The sequence below is a fragment of the Intestinirhabdus alba genome (assembly GCF_009711095.1).
GTDB classification, from domain to species: Bacteria; Pseudomonadota; Gammaproteobacteria; order Enterobacterales; family Enterobacteriaceae; genus Intestinirhabdus; species Intestinirhabdus alba.
Window position 1 is genome coordinate 19,073 of sequence record NZ_WMJZ01000024.1, and the last position, 23,342, is coordinate 42,414.

22 protein-coding genes are annotated in these 23,342 nt (G+C 54.6%); 17 read left to right on the top strand and 5 right to left on the bottom strand.

The genetic code is table 11. From position 1 onward, the window contains the following. Nucleotides 1-480: 480 nt before the first annotated feature. From atpI to phoU, 16 genes are all read left to right on the top strand, one after another. Nucleotides 481-861, top strand: a complete 381-nt coding sequence (gene atpI / locus GJV78_RS16285; RefSeq protein ID WP_155109324.1) for a F0F1 ATP synthase subunit I — start codon at nt 481-483, stop codon at nt 859-861. 8 nt (nt 862-869) lie between these two features. Continuing rightward, nucleotides 870-1,685, top strand: coding sequence for a F0F1 ATP synthase subunit A (gene atpB, locus GJV78_RS16290; RefSeq protein WP_155109368.1), 816 nt, complete (start codon nt 870-872; stop codon nt 1,683-1,685). Between the two features lie 46 nt (nt 1,686-1,731). Next, nucleotides 1,732-1,971, top strand: coding sequence for a F0F1 ATP synthase subunit C (gene atpE, locus GJV78_RS16295; protein ID WP_000429386.1), 240 nt, complete (start codon nt 1,732-1,734; stop codon nt 1,969-1,971). 58 nt (nt 1,972-2,029) lie between these two features. After that, nucleotides 2,030-2,500 carry a F0F1 ATP synthase subunit B gene (gene atpF / locus GJV78_RS16300; RefSeq protein ID WP_167519606.1) on the top strand — a complete coding sequence of 157 codons (471 nt, stop codon included), beginning with the start codon at nt 2,030-2,032 and terminating at the stop codon, nt 2,498-2,500. Nucleotides 2,501-2,514: 14 nt separating this feature from the next. Beyond that, complete coding sequence (gene atpH, locus GJV78_RS16305) at nt 2,515-3,048, top strand: F0F1 ATP synthase subunit delta (protein ID WP_155109325.1); 534 nt, start codon at nt 2,515-2,517, stop codon at nt 3,046-3,048. Between the two features lie 12 nt (nt 3,049-3,060). Further along, entirely contained in the window at nt 3,061-4,602 is a 1,542-nt protein-coding gene (gene atpA, locus GJV78_RS16310; protein ID WP_155109326.1) for a F0F1 ATP synthase subunit alpha, read from the top strand. Between the two features lie 50 nt (nt 4,603-4,652). After that, nucleotides 4,653-5,516 carry a F0F1 ATP synthase subunit gamma gene (gene atpG, locus GJV78_RS16315; RefSeq protein ID WP_155109327.1) on the top strand — a complete coding sequence of 288 codons (864 nt, stop codon included), beginning with the start codon at nt 4,653-4,655 and terminating at the stop codon, nt 5,514-5,516. A 26-nt stretch (nt 5,517-5,542) separates the two neighbouring features. Continuing rightward, entirely contained in the window at nt 5,543-6,925 is a 1,383-nt protein-coding gene (gene atpD, locus GJV78_RS16320; RefSeq protein WP_155109328.1) for a F0F1 ATP synthase subunit beta, read from the top strand. A 20-nt stretch (nt 6,926-6,945) separates the two neighbouring features. Beyond that, complete coding sequence (locus GJV78_RS16325; RefSeq protein ID WP_155109329.1) at nt 6,946-7,365, top strand: F0F1 ATP synthase subunit epsilon; 420 nt, start codon at nt 6,946-6,948, stop codon at nt 7,363-7,365. A gap of 619 nt (nt 7,366-7,984) precedes the next feature. Further along, nucleotides 7,985-9,355, top strand: a complete 1,371-nt coding sequence (gene glmU / locus GJV78_RS16330; RefSeq protein ID WP_155109330.1) for a bifunctional UDP-N-acetylglucosamine diphosphorylase/glucosamine-1-phosphate N-acetyltransferase GlmU — start codon at nt 7,985-7,987, stop codon at nt 9,353-9,355. Between the two features lie 469 nt (nt 9,356-9,824). Beyond that, the gene (gene glmS / locus GJV78_RS16335; protein ID WP_155109331.1) at nt 9,825-11,654 is read left to right on the top strand and encodes a glutamine--fructose-6-phosphate transaminase (isomerizing); all 1,830 of its coding nucleotides are present in this window, start codon (nt 9,825-9,827) and stop codon (nt 11,652-11,654) included. A gap of 331 nt (nt 11,655-11,985) precedes the next feature. After that, a complete protein-coding gene (gene pstS / locus GJV78_RS16340; protein WP_155109370.1) occupies nt 11,986-13,050 on the top strand; it encodes a phosphate ABC transporter substrate-binding protein PstS in 1,065 nt (354 codons plus the stop codon). A gap of 149 nt (nt 13,051-13,199) precedes the next feature. Continuing rightward, a complete protein-coding gene (gene pstC / locus GJV78_RS16345) occupies nt 13,200-14,159 on the top strand; it encodes a phosphate ABC transporter permease PstC (RefSeq protein WP_155109332.1) in 960 nt (319 codons plus the stop codon). After that, nucleotides 14,159-15,049: a phosphate ABC transporter permease PstA gene (gene pstA / locus GJV78_RS16350; RefSeq protein WP_155109333.1), complete on the top strand. Its 891-nt coding sequence runs from the start codon at nt 14,159-14,161 to the stop codon at nt 15,047-15,049. Before pstC ends, pstA begins: the two co-directional genes overlap by 1 nt. 47 nt (nt 15,050-15,096) lie before the next feature. Beyond that, the gene (pstB, locus tag GJV78_RS16355) at nt 15,097-15,870 is read left to right on the top strand and encodes a phosphate ABC transporter ATP-binding protein PstB (RefSeq protein WP_155109334.1); all 774 of its coding nucleotides are present in this window, start codon (nt 15,097-15,099) and stop codon (nt 15,868-15,870) included. Between the two features lie 73 nt (nt 15,871-15,943). Continuing rightward, complete coding sequence (gene phoU, locus GJV78_RS16360; protein WP_155109335.1) at nt 15,944-16,669, top strand: phosphate signaling complex protein PhoU; 726 nt, start codon at nt 15,944-15,946, stop codon at nt 16,667-16,669. A 90-nt stretch (nt 16,670-16,759) separates the two neighbouring features. On the opposite strand, the gene yieH is transcribed toward phoU, so the two are convergent. Beyond that, a complete protein-coding gene (gene yieH / locus GJV78_RS16365) occupies nt 16,760-17,425 on the bottom strand; it encodes a 6-phosphogluconate phosphatase (protein WP_155109336.1) in 666 nt (221 codons plus the stop codon). A gap of 506 nt (nt 17,426-17,931) precedes the next feature. Between yieH and GJV78_RS16370 the strand changes: the two genes are divergently transcribed. Continuing rightward, nucleotides 17,932-19,263 (top strand): NCS2 family permease, encoded by a 1,332-nt coding sequence (locus GJV78_RS16370; RefSeq protein ID WP_155109337.1) that lies wholly within the window; start codon nt 17,932-17,934, stop codon nt 19,261-19,263. 48 nt (nt 19,264-19,311) lie between these two features. Here the strand turns inward: GJV78_RS16370 and GJV78_RS16375 are convergent, their stop codons facing one another. The 4 genes from GJV78_RS16375 to GJV78_RS16390 form a co-directional block, all read right to left on the bottom strand. Further along, the gene (locus GJV78_RS16375; protein WP_155109338.1) at nt 19,312-20,724 is read right to left on the bottom strand and encodes a basic amino acid/polyamine antiporter; all 1,413 of its coding nucleotides are present in this window, start codon (nt 20,722-20,724) and stop codon (nt 19,312-19,314) included. A gap of 57 nt (nt 20,725-20,781) precedes the next feature. Then, nucleotides 20,782-21,585 (bottom strand): dimethylargininase, encoded by an 804-nt coding sequence (gene ddaH, locus GJV78_RS16380; protein ID WP_407929059.1) that lies wholly within the window; start codon nt 21,583-21,585, stop codon nt 20,782-20,784. 232 nt (nt 21,586-21,817) lie between these two features. Further along, the gene (locus GJV78_RS16385; RefSeq protein ID WP_155109340.1) at nt 21,818-22,270 is read right to left on the bottom strand and encodes a hypothetical protein; all 453 of its coding nucleotides are present in this window, start codon (nt 22,268-22,270) and stop codon (nt 21,818-21,820) included. Between the two features lie 32 nt (nt 22,271-22,302). Beyond that, the gene (locus tag GJV78_RS16390; RefSeq protein ID WP_167519607.1) at nt 22,303-23,085 is read right to left on the bottom strand and encodes a winged helix-turn-helix domain-containing protein; all 783 of its coding nucleotides are present in this window, start codon (nt 23,083-23,085) and stop codon (nt 22,303-22,305) included. Nucleotides 23,086-23,342: the final 257 nt, after the last annotated feature.

The following is a 23,342-nucleotide window of genomic DNA, read 5'->3' on the forward strand; positions in this document are numbered from 1 at the left end:
AAGAGGTGAATGAGTCAGGAGTGAAAATATCAGCTCGCTATATATTTATGTGAAGAATCCGCGAGGGTGTTAAATATTTATTATAAATGTCAATGGCGGGTTTTAGTCCTGTAAGTAGTCGTTTTTAAAACACTACTTCAATTTAAGCTTAACTATCAAAAAGATAATTTGTTGCTTTTAGCCACATTATTTTTGGACGTCGGTACGAATATGTGCAATGTGTGATCTAACGCACGCTTTATTGTCAGTATTTACGCGACATTTGCTTTTTTGCTCCAGGCATCACAGTTTGGCGAAAAGTAAGAAATGCGGGCTACAGAAAAAAATTTAAAGATTTATTCACCTTTTGGCTACTTATTGTTTGAAATCACGAGGACGCACCGTATAATTTGACCGCTTTTTGATGCTTGACTCTAAGACATAAAGAACGTTTTATACGACACGCGGCATACCTTGAAGCAAGCAGGAGTGAAATACGTGATGTCTGTGTCGCTCTTGAGTCGAAACGTTGCTCGTAAGCTTCTGTTTATTCAGTTTCTGGCTGTGACAGCAAGCGGATTGCTGTTTGGCTTCAAAGACCCCTTCTGGGGCGTTTCCGCACTATGCGGAGGCATGGCAGTCTTACTGCCTGGCACGTTGTTTATGATATTTGCCTGGCGTCACCAGGCGCATACACCCGCTAAAGGCCGCGTGGCATGGACATTTGCGTTCGGCGAAGCGCTCAGGGTGTTGGCGATGCTGGCTTTGCTGGTGGTGGCGCTGGCGGTTTTGAAGGCGGTATTTCTGCCGCTGATCGTTACGTGGGTTTTGGCGCTGGTGGTTCAGATACTGGCGCCGGCTGTAATCAACAACAAAGGGTAAAAGGCATCATGGCTTCAGAAAATATGACGCCGCAGGATTACATAGGACACCATCTGAATAACCTTCAGCTGGACCTGCGTACATTCTCGCTGGTGGATCCGCATCACCCCCCAGCCACCTTCTGGACGCTCAATATTGACTCCATGTTCTTTTCGGTGGTACTGGGCCTGTTGTTCCTGGCTATGTTCCGCAGCGTGGCTAAAAAAGCGACCAGCGGCGTGCCGGGCAAATTTCAGACTGCGATTGAACTGGTAATTGGCTTTGTGCATGGCAGCGTGAAAGACATGTACCATGGCAAAAGCAAGGTGATCGCGCCGTTGGCCCTGACGATTTTCGTCTGGGTATTTCTGATGAACCTGATGGATTTACTGCCTATCGATCTGCTGCCGTATATCGCCGAGCACTGGATCGGGCTGCCGGCGCTGCGCGTGGTGCCGTCTGCCGACGTGAACATCACCCTGTCGATGGCGCTGGGCGTATTTATCCTCATTCTGTTCTACAGCATCAAAATGAAAGGCATCGGCGGCTTCACGAAAGAGTTGACGCTGCAGCCGTTCAATCACTGGGCGTTCATTCCCGTCAACTTAATCCTTGAAGGGGTAAGCCTGCTGTCCAAACCGGTTTCGCTGGGTCTGCGACTGTTCGGCAACATGTATGCCGGTGAGCTGATTTTCATTCTGATTGCTGGACTGTTGCCGTGGTGGTCACAGTGGATTCTGAATGTGCCGTGGGCCATTTTCCACATCCTGATTATTACGCTGCAAGCCTTCATCTTCATGGTTCTGACGATCGTCTATCTGTCGATGGCGTCCGAAGAACATTAATTTACCAACACTACTACGTTTTAACTGAAACAAACTGGAGACTGTCATGGAAAACCTGAATATGGATCTGCTGTACATGGCTGCCGCTGTGATGATGGGTCTGGCAGCGATCGGTGCTGCGATCGGTATCGGCATCCTCGGGGGGAAATTCCTGGAAGGCGCTGCGCGTCAACCCGATTTGATTCCTCTGCTGCGTACTCAGTTCTTTATCGTTATGGGTCTGGTGGATGCTATCCCGATGATCGCTGTCGGTCTGGGTCTGTACGTGATGTTCGCTGTCGCGTAGTAAGCGTTGCTTTAACCAGAGCAATATCAGAACGTTAACTAACTAGAGGCATTGTGCTGTGAATCTTAACGCAACAATCCTCGGCCAGGCCATCGCGTTTGTCCTGTTCGTTCTGTTCTGCATGAAGTATGTATGGCCGCCGCTAATCGCCGCCATTGAAAAACGTCAGAAAGAGATTGCTGACGGTCTTGCTTCCGCAGAACGAGCTAAAAAGGATTTGGACCTTGCACAGGCCAACGTGACCGACCAGCTGAAAAAAGCGAAGGCGGAAGCTCAGGTAATTATCGAGCAGGCAAACAAACGCCGCGCTCAGATCCTGGACGAAGCCAAAACTGAAGCAGAACAGGAACGTACTAAAATCGTGGCCCAGGCGCAGGCGGAAATCGAAGCTGAGCGTAAACGTGCCCGTGAAGAGCTGCGTAAGCAAGTTGCTATCCTGGCTGTCGCTGGTGCCGAGAAGATCATCGAACGTTCCGTGGATGAAGCTGCTAACAGCGACATCGTGGATAAACTTGTCGCTGAACTGTAAGGAGGGAGGGGCTGATGTCTGAATTTATTACGGTAGCTCGCCCCTACGCCAAAGCAGCTTTTGACTTTGCAGTCGTTCACCAAAGCGTAGAGCGCTGGCAGAACATGCTGGCGTTTGCCGCCGAAGTATCCAGGAACGAACAAATGGCGGAGCTTCTCTCGGGCGCGCTTGCGCCGGAAACGCTCGCTGAGTCGTTTATCGCAGTCTGCGGTGAGCAGCTGGACGAATACGGTCAGAACCTGATTCGGGTAATGGCGGAAAATAATCGTCTGATGGCGCTCCCGGACGTGCTGGAGCAGTTTATTCACCTGCGTGCGGCGAGTGAGGCTACCGCAGAGGTAGAAGTCACTTCTGCCAGCGCGCTGAGTGAAGAACAGCTTGCAAAAATCAGCGCCGCGATGGAAAAACGTCTGTTACGCAAAGTTAAGCTGAATTGCAAAATCGATAAGTCTGTAATGGCGGGCGTTATCATCCGAGCGGGTGATATGGTCATTGATGGCAGCATTCGCGGCCGTCTTGAACGCCTTGCAGACGTCTTGCAGTCTTAAGGGGACTGGAGCATGCAACTGAATTCCACCGAAATCAGCGAACTGATCAAGCAGCGCATTGCTCAGTTCAATGTGGTGAGCGAGGCTCACAACGAAGGTACAATCGTTTCCGTCAGTGACGGTGTTATCCGCATTCACGGGCTGGCCGATTGTATGCAGGGGGAGATGATCTCCCTGCCGGGTAACCGTTACGCTATCGCCCTGAACCTGGAGCGCGACTCCGTAGGTGCGGTAGTGATGGGGCCGTACGCTGACCTTGCCGAAGGCATGAAGGTCAAATGTACCGGCCGTATCCTGGAGGTTCCGGTAGGCCGCGGCCTGCTGGGGCGCGTGGTCAACACTCTGGGTGCGCCGATTGACGGTAAAGGTCCGGTTGAGCACGACGGCTTCTCCGCCGTTGAGGCTATCGCGCCGGGCGTTATCGAACGTCAGTCCGTCGATCAGCCGGTGCAGACCGGTTATAAATCCGTTGACGCCATGATCCCAATCGGCCGCGGACAGCGTGAACTGATCATCGGCGACCGTCAGACCGGTAAAACCGCGCTGGCCATCGACGCCATCATCAACCAGCGCGATTCCGGCATTAAGTGCGTTTACGTGGCTATCGGCCAGAAAGCGTCCACCATCTCCAACGTGGTGCGTAAGCTGGAAGAGCATGGCGCGTTGCAGAACACTATCGTTGTGGTTGCGACTGCCTCTGAATCCGCCGCGCTGCAGTATCTGGCTCCGTATGCCGGCTGCGCGATGGGTGAATATTTCCGCGACCGCGGCGAAGATGCGCTGATCGTTTATGACGATCTCTCCAAGCAGGCCGTCGCTTATCGTCAGATCTCCCTGCTACTCCGTCGTCCGCCAGGACGTGAAGCCTTCCCGGGCGACGTATTCTATCTCCACTCCCGTCTGCTGGAGCGCGCCGCGCGCGTTAACGCGGAATACGTCGAAGCCTTCACCAAAGGTGAAGTGAAAGGGAAAACCGGCTCTCTGACCGCGCTGCCGATCATTGAAACCCAGGCAGGCGACGTTTCCGCGTTCGTTCCGACCAACGTTATTTCCATTACCGATGGTCAGATCTTCCTGGAAACCAACCTGTTTAACGCCGGTATTCGTCCTGCGGTAAACCCGGGTATCTCCGTATCCCGCGTGGGCGGTGCGGCGCAGACCAAAATCATGAAAAAACTGTCCGGCGGTATCCGTACCGCGCTGGCGCAGTATCGTGAACTGGCGGCGTTCTCTCAGTTTGCTTCCGACCTTGACGATGCGACCCGTAAGCAGCTGGACCACGGTCAGAAAGTGACCGAGCTGCTGAAGCAGAAACAGTATGCGCCGATGTCTGTCGCGCAGCAGTCTCTGGTGCTGTTCGCGGCGGAACGCGGCTATCTGGCGGACGTTGAGCTGGCGAAAATCGGCAGCTTCGAGGCCGCTCTGCTGGCTTACGTCGACCGCGATCACGCTCCGCTGATGCAAGAGATCAACCAGTCCGGCGGCTATAACGACGAAATCGAAGGCAAGCTGAAAGGCATCCTCGATTCCTTCAAAGCAACCCAGTCCTGGTAACGTCTGGCGGCCTGCCCCAGGGCGGGCCGTAAGGCATTGAGGAGAAGCTCATGGCCGGCGCAAAAGAGATACGTAGTAAGATCGCAAGCGTCCAGAACACGCAGAAGATCACTAAAGCGATGGAGATGGTCGCCGCTTCCAAAATGCGTAAATCGCAGGATCGCATGGCGGCCAGCCGTCCTTATGCAGAAACCATGCGCAACGTGATTGGTCACCTTGCGAACGGTAATCTGGAATATAAGCACCCTTACCTGGAAGAACGCGACGTTAAGCGCGTGGGCTACCTGGTGGTGTCGACCGACCGCGGCCTGTGCGGTGGTTTGAACATTAACCTGTTCAAAAAACTGCTGGCGGATATGAAAGAGTGGACCGATAAGGGCGTTCAGTGCGATCTCGCAATGATCGGCTCCAAAGGCGTATCATTCTTTAATTCCGTAGGGGGCAACGTTGTTGCTCAGGTGACGGGCATGGGGGACTCCCCTTCCCTGTCCGAACTGATCGGCCCGGTTAAAGTGATGTTGCAGGCCTATGATGAAGGCCGTCTGGACAAGCTTTATATTGTCAGCAACAAATTTATAAACACCATGTCTCAGGTTCCGACTATCGCTCAGCTGCTGCCGCTACCGGCGGCGGAAGATGAAGAGCTGAAGCGTAAAACCTGGGACTACCTGTACGAACCCGATCCGAAAGCGCTGCTGGATACCCTCCTGCGCCGCTATGTCGAGTCTCAGGTTTATCAGGGCGTGGTAGAAAACCTGGCCAGCGAGCAGGCCGCACGAATGGTGGCGATGAAAGCCGCGACCGATAATGGCGGCAGCCTGATTAAAGAGCTGCAGTTGGTATACAACAAAGCTCGTCAGGCCAGCATTACTCAGGAACTCACCGAGATTGTCTCGGGGGCCGCCGCGGTTTAACCAGGTTATTTCGTAGAGGATTCAAGATGGCTACTGGAAAAATTGTCCAGGTAATCGGCGCCGTAGTTGACGTCGAGTTCCCTCAGGATGCCGTACCGCGCGTGTACGACGCCCTTGAGGTGCAGAATGGTAGTGAGCGTCTGGTGCTGGAAGTACAGCAGCAGCTCGGCGGCGGTATTGTGCGTACCATCGCCATGGGTTCTTCCGACGGTCTGCGTCGCGGTCTGGACGTTAAAGACCTCGAACACCCGATCGAAGTTCCGGTAGGTAAAGCAACGCTGGGTCGTATCATGAACGTGCTGGGCGATCCGGTTGACATGAAGGGCGACATCGGCGAAGAAGAGCGCTGGGCAATTCACCGCGCGGCCCCGACCTATGAAGAGTTATCCAACTCTCAGGAACTGCTGGAAACCGGCATCAAGGTTATCGACCTGATGTGTCCGTTCGCCAAGGGCGGTAAAGTAGGCCTGTTCGGCGGCGCGGGCGTAGGTAAAACCGTAAACATGATGGAGCTGATCCGTAACATTGCGATCGAGCACTCCGGCTATTCCGTGTTTGCGGGGGTGGGTGAACGTACCCGTGAAGGTAACGACTTCTACCACGAAATGACCGACTCCAACGTTATCGATAAAGTATCGCTGGTGTATGGCCAGATGAACGAGCCGCCGGGAAACCGTCTGCGCGTTGCGCTGACCGGCCTGACCATGGCAGAGAAATTCCGTGATGAAGGTCGTGATGTTCTGCTGTTCGTCGACAACATCTACCGCTACACCCTGGCCGGTACGGAAGTTTCCGCGCTGCTGGGCCGTATGCCTTCCGCGGTAGGCTATCAGCCGACCCTGGCGGAAGAGATGGGCGTTCTGCAGGAGCGTATTACCTCTACCAAAACCGGCTCTATCACCTCCGTACAGGCGGTATACGTCCCCGCGGATGACCTGACTGACCCGTCGCCGGCAACCACCTTTGCGCACCTTGACGCAACCGTGGTACTGAGCCGTCAGATCGCCTCTCTGGGTATCTACCCGGCCGTTGACCCGCTGGATTCCACCAGCCGTCAGCTGGACCCGCTGGTGGTAGGCCAGGAGCACTACGACACCGCGCGTGGCGTGCAGTCTATCCTGCAGCGTTATCAGGAACTGAAAGACATCATCGCCATCCTGGGTATGGACGAACTGTCTGAAGAAGACAAACTGGTGGTAGCTCGCGCGCGTAAGATCCAGCGCTTCCTGTCCCAGCCGTTCTTCGTGGCAGAGGTCTTCACCGGCTCTCCGGGTAAATATGTCTCCCTGAAAGACACCATCCGTGGCTTTAAAGGCATAATGGAAGGTGAATACGATCACCTGCCGGAGCAGGCGTTCTACATGGTGGGTTCCATCGACGAAGCCGTAGAAAAAGCCAAAAAACTTTAACGCCTTAATCGGAGGGTGATATGGCAATGACTTACCACCTGGACGTCGTCAGCGCAGAGCAGCGGATGTTCTCTGGCCTGGTCGAGAAAATTCAGGTAACGGGCAGCGAAGGCGAACTGGGGATTTACCCTGGCCATGCGCCGCTGCTCACCGCCATTAAGCCTGGTATGATTCGCATCGTTAAGCAGCACGGCGAGGAAGAGTTTATCTATCTGTCAGGCGGCATTCTGGAAGTGCAGTCCGGCAGCGTAACCGTGTTGGCGGATACCGCGATTCGCGGACAGGATCTTGACGAAGCGCGGGCTCTGGAAGCGAAGCGTAAGGCGGAAGAGCATATTAAAAGCTCTCATGGCGACGTGGATTACGCTCAGGCGTCTGCGGAGCTGGCCAAAGCGATCGCCAAACTGCGCGTTATCGAGTTGACTAGAAAAGCGATGTAACACCGGCTTGAAAGTAGAAAACCAGTCTGTTGGCAGGCTGGTTTTTTTTTGCCTGCGTTTCAGCTTTTTTGAAATTAAAACGGTGATTTAATTTTTTTGTGATGTTTATCACAAAAAACTTGATCGGTTAAAAAAGGCGGCGTAGACTCCGTTTTTGTGAAGTTCATCACAAAAATAATTCACCTGTTAAGGAAGTCATCATGAAACTGATCAATAAAATCATCTCTTTCTTCAACAACATGAACGTCTCTTTCGGGACTTTTAATCTGTAATCACTGTAGCCGCAGGCGAAGCTAATCTCGCGCGGCGTGAACAGAAAGAATATATAAAAAGGTCGCCTGGCAGTGGCCTTTTTGCTTTTCTGACGTCCCCCTTTTCCCGTCCGGCTTTTTTCAGGTCGTAAAAAAATAGCAAAAACACTTACCTGTCGCGTTAATATCGTGTCAATCGAACTTTTGACAAGACAAAAGGCATGGTAATGCACGAAAATGTCCGTCATATCAGGCGGGAATCGCAGGCATTGATCGTTTTATCTCCGGCCCATTTTACGCTGAAAAAAATGTAGTTATTTCAATGCGAAACGGTATAAATTCGTTCTCAAACCACAGTCAGGACGCATATGTTGAATAGTGATATGAGCGTTGTGATCCTTGCCGCAGGCAAAGGCACACGTATGTATTCCGATCTCCCAAAGGTGCTGCATACCCTCGCCGGCAAAGCGATGGTGCAGCATGTCATTGATGCAGCAAATGAATTAGGCGCTTCACAGATCCATCTGGTTTACGGACACGGTGGCGATCTGCTGCAAAAGACCCTGAAAAATGACAACCTTAACTGGGTGCTCCAGGCTGAACAGCTGGGAACCGGCCATGCGATGCAACAGGCTGCGCCGTTCTTTGGCGATGACGAAGACATATTAATGCTCTATGGCGACGTGCCGCTGATTTCTGTCGACACGCTGCAACGCCTGCGTGATGCCAAACCGCAAGGGGGCATTGGCCTGCTCACGGTTAAGCTGGACGATCCCAGCGGCTATGGCCGTATTACGCGCGAGAACGGCAAGGTCACGGGTATTGTTGAACATAAAGACGCCAGCGATGAACAGCGCCAGATTCAGGAGATCAACACGGGTATCCTGGTCGCTAACGGTGCCGACATGAAGCGCTGGCTGGCGAAACTGACCAACAACAACGCGCAGGGTGAATACTACATCACGGATATTATCGCGCTGGCGTATCAGGAAGGGCGTGAAATTACGGCCGTACACCCGGCTCGCATTAGCGAAACCGACGGCGTGAACAACCGTCTGCAACTTTCCCGCCTGGAGCGAATTTACCAGTCCGAACAGGCAGAAAAGCTGCTGCTGGCGGGCGTAATGCTGCGCGACCCGCTGCGTTTTGATCTGCGCGGTATCCTTAATCACGGGCGCGATGTGGAAATTGACGCTAACGTTATTATCGAAGGTAACGTTACCCTCGGCCACCGGGTGAAGATCGGCGCGGGCTGTGTGATTAAAAACAGCGTAATTGGCGACGATTGCGAAATCAGCCCCTACAGCGTGGTGGAAGAGGCACATCTGGAAGCCGCCTGCACCATCGGTCCGTTCGCCCGCCTGCGTCCGGGTGCCGAGCTGCTGGCCGGCGCTCACGTCGGCAACTTCGTTGAGATGAAAAAGGCACGGCTGGGCAAAGGCTCCAAGGCTGGGCATCTCACCTATCTGGGGGATGCGGAGATTGGCGACCGCGTTAACATCGGCGCGGGCACCATTACCTGCAACTATGACGGTGCCAACAAGTTTAAAACCCTTATTGGCGACGATGTGTTTGTCGGCTCCGACACCCAACTGGTGGCTCCGGTGAGCGTTGGTAACGGGGCCACCATTGCTGCCGGAACGACCGTAACCCGCGACGTTGCCGATAACGAACTGGTAATAAGCCGCGTGCCGCAGGTGAATAAGCAGGGCTGGCGGCGTCCACAGAAGAAAAAATAAATCAGGCGGCCGGCGCGTATCGCCGACGGTCTGACGGCTGAGGGGAAAGATCTCCTCTCGAACAGGCAGTACCTATACCCTAAATAATTCGAGCTGCAGGACAAAACGCAGCGCGAATTGAACAGCCGCAGGCTGCCTCTGGTGAGAGACAGGGATGTCTCTCATTAATCCCCGGGAGCTTACCGGAGTATGTGTCCGGGGTGAGCGACAAATCTGCCTGGAGCAGATTTGAACGCCGCGCAGCGGCGGCCCGTCAGGGCGAGTCTCATGGATAAGACGAGTAACCAGAAGCCAACGCACATGCAGCTTGAAGTATGACGGGAATATAAAAATAACCCCACTCTCTACAAGGCTCGGGGTGCCCGAAAATACGGGCTTTAACCTAACGCTCTTTTCGGTATGGAAGACGTTGGGGAAACAGGTTGACCGACAACGCATGGCATACAGCCACAATCGGAATCAAAAAACTATGTGTGGAATTGTTGGCGCTATCGCGCAGCGTGATGTAGCTGTAATCCTTCTCGAAGGTTTACGTCGTCTGGAATATCGGGGTTACGACTCCGCCGGTCTGGCCGTGGTGGATGCGGAAGGGCATATGACCCGCCTGCGTCGCCTCGGCAAGGTGCAGATGCTGGCCCAGGCCGCAGAGGAGCACCCCCTCCACGGCGGCACCGGTATTGCCCATACCCGCTGGGCAACCCACGGCGAACCCTCAGAAGCGAATGCGCATCCGCATGTTTCTGAACACATTGCGGTGGTGCATAACGGCATTATCGAAAATCATGAGCCTCTGCGTGAAGCGCTGAAGGCGCGTGGTTACACCTTCCTTTCTGAAACGGACACTGAAGTTATTGCTCACCTGGTGCACTGGGAGCTAAAGCAGGGCGGCACCCTGCGTGAGGCCGTACTGCGGGCTATCCCCCAGCTGCGCGGGGCGTACGGTACGGTTATTATGGACACCCGCCACCCGGATACCCTGCTGGCGGCGCGCTCCGGCAGTCCGCTGGTGATAGGTCTGGGCATGGGCGAAAATTTTATCGCGTCCGATCAGCTGGCCCTGCTGCCGGTAACCCGTCGCTTTATCTTCCTTGAAGAGGGCGATATTGCCGAGGTAACCCGTCGTTCGGTCTCCGTTTTCGATAACACCGGGGCGGAGGTACAGCGTCAGGATATCGAATCCAGCCTGCAGTATGACGCCGGCGATAAAGGTATTTACCGCCACTATATGCAGAAAGAGATCTACGAACAGCCGAATGCGATCAAAAGCACCCTGACCGGGCGCATCAGCCACGGTGAGGTGGATCTCAGCGAGCTGGGTCCGCAGGCCGACGAGCTGCTGTCGCGAATCGAGCATATCCAGATCATTGCCTGCGGCACCTCCTATAATTCCGGGATGGTCTCCCGCTACTGGTTCGAAGCGCTGGCCGGTATTCCGTGCGACGTCGAAATTGCCTCTGAATTTCGCTACCGCAGGTCGGTGGTACGCCGTAATAGCCTGATGATCACCCTCTCGCAGTCCGGCGAAACGGCGGATACGCTGGCGGGTCTGCGTCTGTCGAAAGAGCTGGGCTATCTGGGGTCGCTGGCGATCTGTAACGTGCCCGGCTCCTCGCTGGTGCGTGAATCCGATCTGGCGCTGATGACCAACGCCGGCACCGAGATTGGCGTGGCCTCCACGAAGGCGTTCACCACGCAGCTGACCGTGCTGCTGATGCTGGTGGCGAAGCTGGCGCGCCTGAAGGGACGGGATGCGGCGATTGAGCGCGACATCGTCCACGGCCTGCAGGCCCTGCCGAGCCGCATTGAGCAGATGCTCTCCCAGGACAAACGTATTGAAGCGCTGGCGGAAGATTTTTCCGACAAGCATCATGCCCTGTTCCTCGGACGCGGCGATCAATATCCGATCGCTCTGGAAGGGGCGCTGAAGCTGAAGGAAATCTCCTATATCCACGCGGAGGCCTATGCGGCAGGCGAGCTGAAGCACGGCCCGCTGGCGCTGATCGACGCCGATATGCCGGTTATCGTGGTAGCGCCAAACAATGAGCTGCTGGAAAAGCTGAAATCCAATATTGAGGAAGTACGCGCCCGCGGCGGCCAGCTGTACGTTTTCGCCGATCGTGACGCCGGTTTCGTCAGCAGCGATAACATGCACATTATCGAGATGCCGCACGTGGAAGAGGTGATTGCGCCGATCTTCTACACCGTTCCGCTGCAGCTGCTGGCCTACCACGTGGCGCTGATCAAAGGCACCGACGTGGACCAGCCGCGCAACCTGGCTAAATCGGTTACCGTCGAGTAAGACTCCCTGCTCCACCTTCGGGTGGAGCTTTTTAAACCCGTCATTCAGGCTGCGCGTATGGTGGCCTTTGGCTACTCGCCTAATCCATACATCCGCTCCTTCGGCTGTTCCGTCATATAGTGATCGCATCCCGCCGCGCCAGGAAAATATTCCGCACTAAAAACACACTGCATAACTATTTGATTTTTAGTGGTTAGTTTAACGATTCAGAGGCTGAAACCGCGCCGTCATAAAACTGTCATATTGCGTACATTTAACTGTCACCTGTTTGTCCTATTTTGCTCATCGTAGCCACTTAAACAATCATTTACGAAACCGTGCAGGAGACATGATGAAAGCTATGCGTACCACCATCGCAACCGTTGTCGCCGCGACCTTATCCATGAGTGCCTTTTCCGCTTTTGCCGCCGCGAGCCTGACGGGAGCAGGGGCAACTTTTCCTGCGCCGGTCTATGCCAAATGGGCTGATTCCTACCAAAAAGAGACCGGGAATAAAGTCAATTACCAGGGTATCGGCTCCTCTGGCGGCGTAAAGCAAATTACGGCAAATACCGTTGATTTCGGCGCTTCCGATGCCCCGCTGGCCGACGAGAAGCTGAATCAGGAGGGGTTGTTTCAGTTCCCGACCGTGATCGGCGGCGTGGTGCTGGCGGTCAATATTCCCGGCCTGAAGTCCGGGGAGCTGGTGCTGGACGGCAAAACCCTGGGGGATATTTATCTCGGTAAAATCAAAAAGTGGGATGACGAAGCTATCACGAAGCTGAACCCCGGAGTGAAGCTGCCGGCGCAGAATATCGCCGTGGTGCGTCGCGCCGATGGCTCCGGGACATCCTTTGTCTTCACCAGCTACCTGGCGAAAGTGAGCGAAGAGTGGAAGACGAAGGTGGGTTCCGGCTCCACCGTGAACTGGCCAACCGGCCTCGGTGGGAAAGGTAACGACGGCATCGCCGCCTTCGTTCAGCGTCTGCCGGGCGCGATTGGCTACGTGGAGTATGCCTACGCCAAACAGAATAACCTGGCGTATACCAGGCTGATTTCCGCAGACGGTAAGGCGGTCAGCCCAACCGAAGAGAGCTTTGCCAACGCCGCGAAGAGCGCCGACTGGAGCAAAACCTTCGCCCAGGATCTGACCAATCAGCAGGGCGACGATGCGTGGCCGATTACGTCCACCACCTTCATTCTGGTCCATAAAGTGCAGAAGAAGCCGGAGCAGGGGGCTGAAGTGCTGAAGTTCTTTGACTGGGCGTTTAAAAACGGCGCTAAGCAGGCGAACGATCTGGACTACGCCAGCCTGCCGGACAGCGTGGTCGAGCAGATCCGCGCCGCGTGGAAAACCAGCGTTAAGGACGGCAGCGGTAAAGCGCTGTACCAGGCTGTATCTCTTAATCATTCGTGAGCATTGACGCCACGCCAGGCTAAGGGACCGCGGTCTGGGCTGCAGGCGTACCGCCGCTCCCGGCAGCCCATACGCCAGGGTATGGCATTACGTTAGCCAGGAAGCACGATAAAATGCGCGTTTCCTGGCCCAAACCTGAAGAGTGATTTATGGCTGCAATCAGGCCCGTTTTTAACCCGCCGGGTAAAAAAGGCGACATAATTTTTAGCGCGCTGGTCAGGCTGGCCGCGCTAATTGTGCTATTGATGCTGGGCGGTATCATCGTCTCCCTGATCGTCTCCGCCTGGCCGGGCATTAATACCTTCGGCTTTTCCTTTCTGTGGACCAAAGAGTGGGACGCGCCGAACGACGTCTACGGGGCGCTGGTGCCCATTTACGGCACGCTGATAACCTCCTTTATCGCGCTGCTGATCGCCGTTCCGGTAAGTTTCGGCATCGCCCTCTTTTTAACCGAGCTGGCACCCGGCTGGCTGCGACGCCCGCTGGGGATTGCCATTGAGCTGCTGGCGGCTATTCCAAGTATTGTTTACGGCATGTGGGGGTTGTTTATCTTCGCTCCGCTCTTTGCCGCCTATTTTCAGGAGCCGGTAGGTAACGTGCTATCCGCCATCCCGTTTGTCGGGACGCTGTTTTCCGGCCCGGCGTTCGGTATCGGAATTCTGGCGGCGGGGGTGATCCTCGCCATCATGATCGTTCCCTATATTGCGGCGGTAATGCGCGATGTCTTTGAACAAACCCCGGTGATGATGAAAGAGTCGGCCTACGGCATTGGCTGCACCACCTGGGAGGTAATCTGGCGTATCGTGCTGCCGTTCACCAAAAACGGCGTTATCGGCGGCATCATGCTTGGCCTGGGCCGGGCGCTGGGAGAAACGATGGCGGTCACTTTTATCATTGGCAATACCTGGCAGCTCGACAACGCTTCGCTCTATATGCCGGGTAACAGCATTACCTCGGCGCTGGCGAATGAGTTCGCCGAGGCCGAATCGGGTCTCCACGTGGCGGCGCTGATGGAGCTGGGGCTGATCCTGTTCGTGATTACCTTTATCGTGCTGGCCATATCTAAGCTGATGATCATGCGCCTGGCGAAGAACGAGGGGGGACGCTGATGGCCACCCTTGACGTGCAAACAACCGTACAGCTGGCGGAGTCGCGCCGCAAAATGCAGGCCAGGCGGCGGCTGAAAAACCGCATCGCGCTGACGCTTTCAATCGCCACCATGGCGTTTGGCCTGTTCTGGCTGATCTGGATCCTGCTGGTCACCGTGACCCGCGGTTTCGACGGCATCTCGCTGGCGCTGTTTACCGAAATGACCCCGCCGCCCAATACGGCGGGGGGCGGCCTGGCGAATGCGCTGGTGGGCAGTGGGCTGCTGATTATGTGGGCCACGGCGTTCGGCACTCCACTGGGTATCCTGGCCGGGATTTATCTCGCTGAATATGGTCGAAAATCGTGGATTGCCGGGACCATCCGTTTTATTAACGACATTCTGCTCTCCGCGCCGTCGATTGTGGTCGGCCTGTTCGTCTACACCATCGTGGTGGCGCGAATGGAGCACTTTTCCGGCTGGGCAGGCGCTATCGCGCTGGCGCTGCTGCAGGTGCCCATCGTTATTCGCACCACCGAGAATATGCTGAAGCTGGTGCCGGACAGCCTGCGCGAAGCGGCCTACGCGCTGGGAACCCCGAAATGGAAAATGATCTCTGCCATCACGCTGAAGGCCTCGGTCTCCGGAATTATGACCGGCGTGCTGTTGGCTATCGCACGTATTGCCGGGGAAACCGCGCCGCTGCTGTTTACCGCGCTCTCCAACCAGTTCTGGAGCACCGATATGATGCAGCCGATCGCCAACCTGCCGGTGACCATCTTTAAATTTGCCATGAGCCCGTTTGCCGATTGGCAGCAGCTGGCCTGGGCTGGCGTCCTGATTATTACCCTGTGCGTGCTGCTGCTGAACGTCCTGGCGCGCGTTATTTTCGCCAGCAAGAAACACGGTTAATTATTTACGGCGTGGCGGAGAGGCGACGCCGGATGAGGAAAAGTGAAATGAGTATGGTTGATCCGGCCCCGGGCAAGATTCAGGTGCGCAATTTGAACTTCTGGTACGGCAAATTTCATGCCCTGAAGAATATCAGCCTGGATATTGCGAAGAATCAGGTAACGGCGTTTATCGGGCCATCGGGCTGCGGTAAGTCGACGCTGCTGCGCACCTTCAACAAAATGTACGCGCTCTACCCGGAGCAGCGGGCGGAGGGGGAAATCTTGCTCGACGGCGACAATATTCTGACTAACGCGCAGGATATCGCGCTGCTGCGCGCAAAGGTGGGCATGGTGTTCCAGAAGCCGACGCCCTTTCCGATGTCTATTTACGACAATATCGCCTTTGGCGTGCGCCTGTTTGAGAAACTTTCCCGCGCGGAGATGGATGAACGGGTGCGCTGGGCGCTGACCAAGGCCGCACTGTGGAATGAGACCAAAGATAAACTGCATCAGAGCGGCTATTCGCTCTCCGGCGGCCAGCAGCAGCGTCTGTGCATCGCCCGCGGTATCGCCATTCGCCCGGAGGTCCTGCTGCTTGATGAGCCGTGTTCGGCGCTGGACCCGATCTCCACCGGGCGCATTGAGGAGCTGATCACCGAGCTGAAGCAGGATTACACCGTGGTTATCGTAACGCATAACATGCAGCAGGCGGCGCGCTGCTCCGATCATACGGCGTTTATGTACCTGGGGGAGCTGATTGAGTTCAGCGATACGGATGCGCTGTTCACCCGGCCGGCAAAGAAGCAGACGGAAGACTATATTACCGGCCGCTACGGTTGATATGTTCTTTATCTTTCAGGCCGCAGCCGCTGTCTTGCTACAGCCAGAAAACTTTTGGTCATCGGGAGGAGTGATGGACAATCTGAATCTTAATAAACATATTTCCGGCCAGTTTAATGCGGAGCTGGAAAGCATTCGCACCCAGGTGATGACGATGGGGGGCATGGTGGAGCAGCAGCTTTCCGACGCCATTACCGCCATGCACAACCAGGACAGCGAGCTGGCGAAGCGCGTCATTGAAGACGACCAGAAGGTTAACATGATGGAGGTGGCCATTGACGAGGCGTGCGTGCGGATTATCGCCAGGCGTCAGCCGACGGCCAGCGACCTGCGCCTGGTGATGGCGATTGTCAAAACCATCGCCGAGCTGGAGCGCATTGGCGACGTGGCGGACAAAATCTGCCGTACCGCGCTGGAGAAGTTCTCCCGTCAGCATCAGCCGCTGCTGGTGAGCCTTGAGTCGCTGGGCCGCCATACCGTGCAGATGCTGCACGACGTGCTGGACGCCTTTGCGCGGATGGATCTCGATGAGGCGGTGCGTATCTATCGCGAGGATCGGAAGGTCGATCGGGAGTACGAGGGCATTGTCCGTCAGCTGATGACCTACATGATGGAGGATTCGCGCACCATCCCGAGCGTGCTGACAGCGCTGTTCTGCGCCCGCTCCATTGAGCGTATTGGCGACCGCTGTCAGAACATCTGCGAATATATCTTCTACTTCGTGAAGGGGCAGGATTTTCGCCACGTGGGCGGCGATGAGCTGGATAAGCTGCTGGCGGGGAGCGATCCCCAGGCATAACCCCGGTTAAATTGCCCGACAGGATGAACCCGCCGGGCCGACGATAGCCAGGCTAAATACGCGCCGTTAAATCCCTTATCTGTACGCCCGTTAGCGCGTAATGTTCCAGCCGCGGGCTTTCCACAGCTCCGGCAGCTGCGCCAGCCGGGTAAAGGAGGTCACCTTCGGGTGGTCAATGGGCTTATTGTGCGGATCGGCGCAGAAGTAGAACACCTCCATTCCGGCCGCAATCCCCGACTGCGCGCCGGCGCTGGAGTCATCCACCAGGATACAGTTTTCGACGTTGACGTTCATTGCTTTCGCCGCATGGAGCATCAGCGCCGGGTCGGGCTTCCAGCGCTGGATCTCGTAGCCGCTGAACAGCAGATCGGGGAAATGGTGCAGCATACCGAGCTTGCCCAGCGAGTGCTGCATTTTGCTGACCGGGCCGTTTGACACCACACAGACCGGCACCGACATAGCGTCGAGCAGCGCGCTTGCGCCGTCGATGGCCTCCAGTTCGCTGTCGAAAAGGCGCGCGACCTCGGCGCGGAAGACCTGCTCCAGGGCCGTCTTCTCCAGGGTAATCCCATTTTCTGCGCTGATAATATCGATGATCTCGTAAAGTTTGACGCCCTTAAAGCGCCTGAAGATTTCGGCGAGATCGAGCGTAATACCAAATTCCTTAAACATGGCGACATACGCGCGGGAACAGATGACTTCACTATCGACCAGCGTACCGTCGCAGTCAAAAAATACCGCTTCAATTTCGGACATGCCTTTCCCTTCTATACCGGTTTAACGTTTTCGTATTGCCTGATGATGAGACACAATCGTTGCCGTATATACCCGTCATACTTCAAGTTGCATGTGCGTTGGCTTCGGGTTACTCGTCTCATCCATGAGACTCGCCCTGACGGGCCGCCGCTGCGCGGCGTTCAAATCTGCTCCGGGCAGATTTGTCGTTCACCCCGGTCACTTACTCCAGTAAGCTCCCGGGGACTAATGAGAGACATTCCTGTCTCTCACCAGAGGCAGCCTGCGGCTGTTCAAATTCGTTCCTGACGAATTTGTCACTGCGTCGCCGCGTGATTCGGCCTGAGGGCCTCACTCCTTCGGGGCCAGCCCCGGGGCTGTTCAAAACGCGCTGCGTTTTGTCCTGCAACTCGAATTATTTAGGGTATAAGCAATTTGCATGAAAAAAAGCCGCTCGCGGGCGTCACTATTGTCGCATTTTGGTATAGGATAGCGACGAATTTTCCCTCCTTGCCCGGAAATAGATAATGGAACAACCTCACTCCACCCCGACCTCTGGTCAGGGTATGCTGGAACGTGTGTTCAAACTGCGCGAACACGGCACAACGGTGCGTACCGAAGCCATTGCCGGTTTCACCACCTTCCTGACGATGGTTTACATCGTTTTTGTTAACCCACAAATTCTGGGCGTCGCCGGCATGGACCCCAGCGCGGTTTTTGTGACCACCTGCCTGATTGCGGCCTTTGGCAGCATCCTGATGGGGCTGTTCGCTAACCTGCCGGTGGCGCTTGCTCCGGCGATGGGCCTGAACGCCTTCTTCGCCTTTGTGGTGGTAGGTGCTATGGGGCTGCCGTGGCAGATCGGGATGGGGGCCATCTTCTGGGGGGCCGTTGGCCTGCTGCTGCTGACCCTTTTCCGCGTGCGCTACTGGATTATCGCCAATATTCCGCTCAGCCTGCGCGTTGGGATTACCAGCGGCATCGGCCTGTTTATCGGTATGATGGGGCTGAAAAACGCCGGGATAATCGTTGCTAATCCGGAGACCCTGGTCAGCATCGGTAACCTGACCTCCCACAGCGTGCTGCTGGGGGCGCTCGGCTTCTTTATTATCGCCGTTCTGGCGTCGCGTAATATCCATGCCGCGGTGCTGGTTTCCATTATTGTCACCACCCTTCTGGGCTGGCTGCTGGGCGACGTGCAGTACAGCGGCATTGTCTCCGCGCCGCCGAGCGTCGCGCCGGTGATAGGCCAGGTGGATCTCGCCGGTTCGCTTAACGTCGGGCTGGCGGGGATAATCTTCTCCTTTATGCTGGTGAACCTGTTCGACTCCTCCGGCACGCTGATTGGCGTGACCGATAAAGCCGGGCTGGTGGATGCGAAGGGAAAATTCCCGCGCATGAAGCAGGCGCTGTTTGTGGACAGCATCTCCTCGGTTTCGGGCGCATTTATCGGCACCTCGTCGGTAACCGCCTATATTGAATCCTCCTCCGGCGTCTCGGTCGGCGGCCGTACCGGACTCACTGCGGTGATTGTCGGCCTGCTGTTTCTGCTGGTTATCTTCCTGTCGCCGCTGGCGGGAATGGTGCCGGGCTACGCCGCCGCCGGCGCGCTGATTTATGTGGGGGTGATGATGACCTCAAGCCTTGCGCGGGTGAAGTGGGAGGATTTAACCGAGTCGGTTCCGGCCTTTATTACCGCCGTGATGATGCCGTTCAGCTTCTCGATTACCGAAGGCATTGCGCTGGGCTTTATCTCTTATTGCGTTATGAAGATCGGCACCGGCCGCCTGCGTGAACTTAGCCCGTGCGTGGTGGTGGTAGCGCTGTTGTTTGTGCTGAAGATTGTCTTTGTCGACTGACGGGATGCCCCACCCGTCGGCGGGTGGGGCGTCTTCAGCCCGGCGCTGTTAGCCCGGTGCCGGAACAATAAAAAAGTTGTACAGGGCGAAGAGACACAGCGCGCTAATCAGTACGGCATAGCTCTTGTCATGCCAGTGGCTGAAGGTTGTCAGGCCGCGCTCTCTGCGTGCTTTTATATAGAACCCCAGCCCAAGGGTGTACAAAATCATCGACAGCAGCAGGTAGGTCAGTCCGCCCGCGTAGATCAGCCAGAATCCATACAGCGAGCCGATAAATCCGACTATCGCCAGTGAGAACTGCCGTTCCCGCAGCGCCAGTTTCAGAACAAACAGCGCCGCCAGCAGATAAGGGATCAGCACCATCGAGGTGGATAGCTGGATCAGCGTGTTGTAGCCCGACTCATAAACCCTCGCCAACAGAATCAAGCCGGTGATGAACGCGGTTGTCAGCCACAGGGAGTATTTTGGCGTACCCGCGTGGTTCAGTTGTCCAAAGCAGGCCGGGGCGGTATGCTGCGGCCCCCGACCGGCCAGCCAGAGCATTTCAGATGACAGCATCAGCCATGAAAGCAGGCCGCCGCTGACGGACACCACCAGGCCGATATTAATCAGCATTGCGCCCCAGGGACCGGTCACTTTTTCAAATACCAGCGCCATCGACGGGTTTTTCATGGCGGCCAGCTCGTGCTGGGGAACGATGCCCAGCGAAAGAATGGACACGCACATCAATAGCAGGCTGGTCATCGCGAATCCCAGGAACGTTGCCCGGCTAATGGTGCTCAGTCCTTTCGTGCGCGAAGAGTAAACCGTGGCGCTCTCTATACCCAGATAGACCCACACGGTATAGAGCATGGTGTGTTTTACCTGAGTGATAACGGAGCCAAGCTGGGGGGTGCCCCAGAAATCGATGCTGAAAGTTTTGATCTTAAACGCCAGCATAATGCAGATAATAAACAGCAGAATGGGAATAATTTTTGCGACGGTGATGATGCAGTTCAGGATAAAAGCCCCGTACACGCCGCGCAGAACGAAGAAATGGATAATCCAGATCAGGATCAGCCCGCAAACGACCGAAGGGAGCGTCGTCCCATCGCCAAAAAACGCCAGCGGTTTAAAGGAACCAAGGGCGCTGAACAGAATAATCAGATAGCTGGCGCAGGCCATCCATGCGGATATCCAGTAGCCCCACGCGGCGTTAAAACCAATGTAGTCACCGAAGCCTTCACGCACATAGCCATAAAGCCCGTCGGCGCTATCGCTGAATCGCAGGGAAAGATACTGAAAAATTCGCGTCAGGGTCAGCATTCCGCAAAGGGTGATACCCCATGCGATAAGCACAGCGCCAGCGCCGGCACCTTCCGCCATGTTCTGCGGCAAACTGAAGATACCGCTACCAATAATTCCGCCTACCACCAGAAGGGTGAGCGGCAATAAACCCAGTTTCTTTTTTGCCGTCGTCATTGCCGTCTGCCGTTACGTTAAGAAAAGCCGCTGACAAGAGCGGCGGAGTGAATTGTCTCAGAAACGTAGCGACATGCAGCTAACGCCGCCATCTATCTTTCGGTACTCTGAAGTATCGACTTCGATAACCTGGTAGCCCAGAGCAGCGATTTTCTCGCGGGTTTCAGGGTAGCCTGCGGGCATGATCACCCGGTCGTTAACCCAGATGCTGTTTGCGGCATAGGCTTCCTCACGGGGAATTTCAATAATATTCAGGTGCTGAAACTCAGGCTTATGGACGAACTCGCCGGCGGCCAGCAGGTTATTATTTTCCAGGTACGCCAGGCCTGTTTTTAAGTGGAGGACCTCTTTCAGGCTGACTATCGAACCCGTCATGCCGTACTTATTCAGAATGGCGATCGTCCGCTCGGCCCCGGACCGGTTGGTGCGGGCGGATAAGCCGATATAGTAATGTGAGCCGACCATCATGATATCGCCAGCTTCAACGGTATCCGGCGCGCTAATGTGCTCAAGTCTACCCGGATAAAAACGGCTTAACGTCTGCTCAATGCTCTCCGTCTCGCCACGGCGGCTTTCAGCGCCCGGGCGGGTAATAATCGCGCAGTGCGGCGTGCAGAGTGCGGTATCTTCGACAAATACAGAATCCGGAAAACGCTCATCCGCAGGCAGGAGAGTGATCGTCACATCGCACTGCTGCAGCGCGCGGATATATTCATTGTGCTGATCCAGGGATTTCAGATAGTCAGGTTTGCCAAGGTTGGCCGATGTTAGTCCATTAATCATTGATTTTCCGGGAGTTTTACAAATAACATGTTTAAACATCACGCGGTTTTCCTTAATAAATATGTAATGTTTATGCATATTAATTCGTGTTTATTAACTGTGTCAACCAGCAAGAGCCGGGGTAAATCACGTTAAAAAGCCAGGCGGCGTCGCTTAGCCGAGCACCTGAGGCGAGGTTTTACGGGGGCGGTTAACCTTCGTCAGGTTCCTGCGGGCAAAGCGTGTCGCCATTTTCCGCACCGTGTGTAACCATTGACGATCGTAAATAATCTTATCGTTGAAGCCGCAAGGCCGGGAGGCGATCGGCCGGTTAAAAGGCGGAACAGGTCATAATGGGCAGTTCCAGTCCGTCGAAAATCCAGGTATCATCTTTAATCTGGCTGACATAAAAGTAGTCAAAATTGTCCAGCTGAATATGGCTAAACAGCTCTTCAGGCGTATTATCATCCGGCGTTTTGCTGAGGCTATGGTGATAGGCGTGGTAAATTTTGCTGTTGCCCACTCTGGTTACCGAAAGCGACATGGTCCGATCGACGGTATACTGACGCTGCTCATCCGTCACCGAGCCCTTAAAGCTCAGCGCCATTATATTCTCCTGCAGGATAACCAGAGTTGTCAGCTTTGAGGTGATGACCCGCCCTGATGATAATTCTCGTCTGGTGTCGGTATTACTGAAGCATTTAATCCCCACCGTGGCGCTATCGCTCTGAGTTTTAAAGATAATTAATGCAAATATAATCAGGTTCAGGATAATAACTGCCACAGTCACTATTATCGTTTTTGAATTACGCATTTTTATTCCCCTAAAATATAGCGACTGGTCATGCAGCTGATATAATCCCCGGATTCATTTTTGTTACAAATGCTGATAAAGGTTCGTTTAATCTGCACCCGGTCAAACGTTGAATAATATATATCGCTGCTGTCCTTCTCACAGCTGATGCCCAGGCGGCTTAGTTCTTTTTTCGCCTGCTCGCCTGGCTGCGCCGGAGAATCGTAGCTGAGGTTGCCGACCAGAAACAAATTACACTTTTTATAAGTACCCATGTTGCGGATATCTGTCTCTTCGAACGACAGGTTATCGCTGACGTTTTCGTTATTAACAATAAGATAGAACATAATAATAGAAATAATATTTAACACCACGATGGTGGAAATCAATAGCCATTTTTTAACACTAATCTGCCGGTGGACTTCAGCTTTTTGTTCATGATAACTTACCGTCGCTGGTTCTTTTTTTTGCTCATTTAATACAGGTTCCACGCTGGCGGTGAAGCAAAGCCCCCGGCGGCGAATCGTTTGTATCAGGCCAGGATCGCGGCCTAATATTTTAAATGCTTTACGCAATTCACTTAGCGCAACGTTAACGCTGATCGTGGAGCCGGAGAAGCCATAATCTTCCCAGACGCTTTTAACCAGCTCGTCACGCGGTACGACCTTTTGTCGGTTCTTGATCAGCTCAGAGAGTAATCGGGAGGTCTGATTTGATAATTGTATGAAAGAGTCCTCTTCCTCCAATAAGCGAAGGACGCCGCTGTCCGCATCATAAACCATGCAATAATCAATAACATAGATCATGTTTCTCTTCATCCTTAAGATTATATTATGTTTTTCTTCTAGTATTTAGGTAAAAAATTTACAGGTCAAGGTGTGAAAATTACTGGTGGATTATGACGGGCGGTTATTCTTAATAATATTAAACAAAAATAGGGATATTCCTGGTGTTTTATGGAGTGTAGGGGTTTTTTAAACTTATAATTCACCTTAAGCTAGATTATAAATATTATTAAGGTGAAATGTTAGAATAATATTTCAATATTAAGCTTTTTTTAGCA

What these genes read in the sequence shown, in the direction of transcription:
- pstC (WP_155109332.1), top strand. Translation starts at nt 13,200, where the DNA reads ATGGCTGCAATCAGGCCCGTTTTTAACCCGCCGGGTAAAAAAGGCGAC.
- phoU (WP_155109335.1), top strand. Translation starts at nt 15,944, where the DNA reads ATGGACAATCTGAATCTTAATAAACATATTTCCGGCCAGTTTAATGCG.
- atpD (WP_155109328.1), top strand. Translation starts at nt 5,543, where the DNA reads ATGGCTACTGGAAAAATTGTCCAGGTAATCGGCGCCGTAGTTGACGTC.
- GJV78_RS16370 (WP_155109337.1), top strand. Translation starts at nt 17,932, where the DNA reads ATGGAACAACCTCACTCCACCCCGACCTCTGGTCAGGGTATGCTGGAA.
- GJV78_RS16390 (WP_167519607.1), bottom strand. Translation starts at nt 23,085, where the DNA reads ATGATCTATGTTATTGATTATTGCATGGTTTATGATGCGGACAGCGGC.
- pstA (WP_155109333.1), top strand. Translation starts at nt 14,159, where the DNA reads ATGGCCACCCTTGACGTGCAAACAACCGTACAGCTGGCGGAGTCGCGC.
- pstS (WP_155109370.1), top strand. Translation starts at nt 11,986, where the DNA reads ATGAAAGCTATGCGTACCACCATCGCAACCGTTGTCGCCGCGACCTTA.
- GJV78_RS16375 (WP_155109338.1), bottom strand. Translation starts at nt 20,724, where the DNA reads ATGACGACGGCAAAAAAGAAACTGGGTTTATTGCCGCTCACCCTTCTG.
- pstB (WP_155109334.1), top strand. Translation starts at nt 15,097, where the DNA reads ATGAGTATGGTTGATCCGGCCCCGGGCAAGATTCAGGTGCGCAATTTG.
- yieH (WP_155109336.1), bottom strand. Translation starts at nt 17,425, where the DNA reads ATGTCCGAAATTGAAGCGGTATTTTTTGACTGCGACGGTACGCTGGTC.
- atpI (WP_155109324.1), top strand. Translation starts at nt 481, where the DNA reads ATGTCTGTGTCGCTCTTGAGTCGAAACGTTGCTCGTAAGCTTCTGTTT.
- atpA (WP_155109326.1), top strand. Translation starts at nt 3,061, where the DNA reads ATGCAACTGAATTCCACCGAAATCAGCGAACTGATCAAGCAGCGCATT.
- atpG (WP_155109327.1), top strand. Translation starts at nt 4,653, where the DNA reads ATGGCCGGCGCAAAAGAGATACGTAGTAAGATCGCAAGCGTCCAGAAC.
- atpH (WP_155109325.1), top strand. Translation starts at nt 2,515, where the DNA reads ATGTCTGAATTTATTACGGTAGCTCGCCCCTACGCCAAAGCAGCTTTT.
- GJV78_RS16325 (WP_155109329.1), top strand. Translation starts at nt 6,946, where the DNA reads ATGGCAATGACTTACCACCTGGACGTCGTCAGCGCAGAGCAGCGGATG.
- atpE (WP_000429386.1), top strand. Translation starts at nt 1,732, where the DNA reads ATGGAAAACCTGAATATGGATCTGCTGTACATGGCTGCCGCTGTGATG.
- atpB (WP_155109368.1), top strand. Translation starts at nt 870, where the DNA reads ATGGCTTCAGAAAATATGACGCCGCAGGATTACATAGGACACCATCTG.
- glmU (WP_155109330.1), top strand. Translation starts at nt 7,985, where the DNA reads ATGTTGAATAGTGATATGAGCGTTGTGATCCTTGCCGCAGGCAAAGGC.
- glmS (WP_155109331.1), top strand. Translation starts at nt 9,825, where the DNA reads ATGTGTGGAATTGTTGGCGCTATCGCGCAGCGTGATGTAGCTGTAATC.
- ddaH (WP_407929059.1), bottom strand. Translation starts at nt 21,585, where the DNA reads ATGCATAAACATTACATATTTATTAAGGAAAACCGCGTGATGTTTAAA.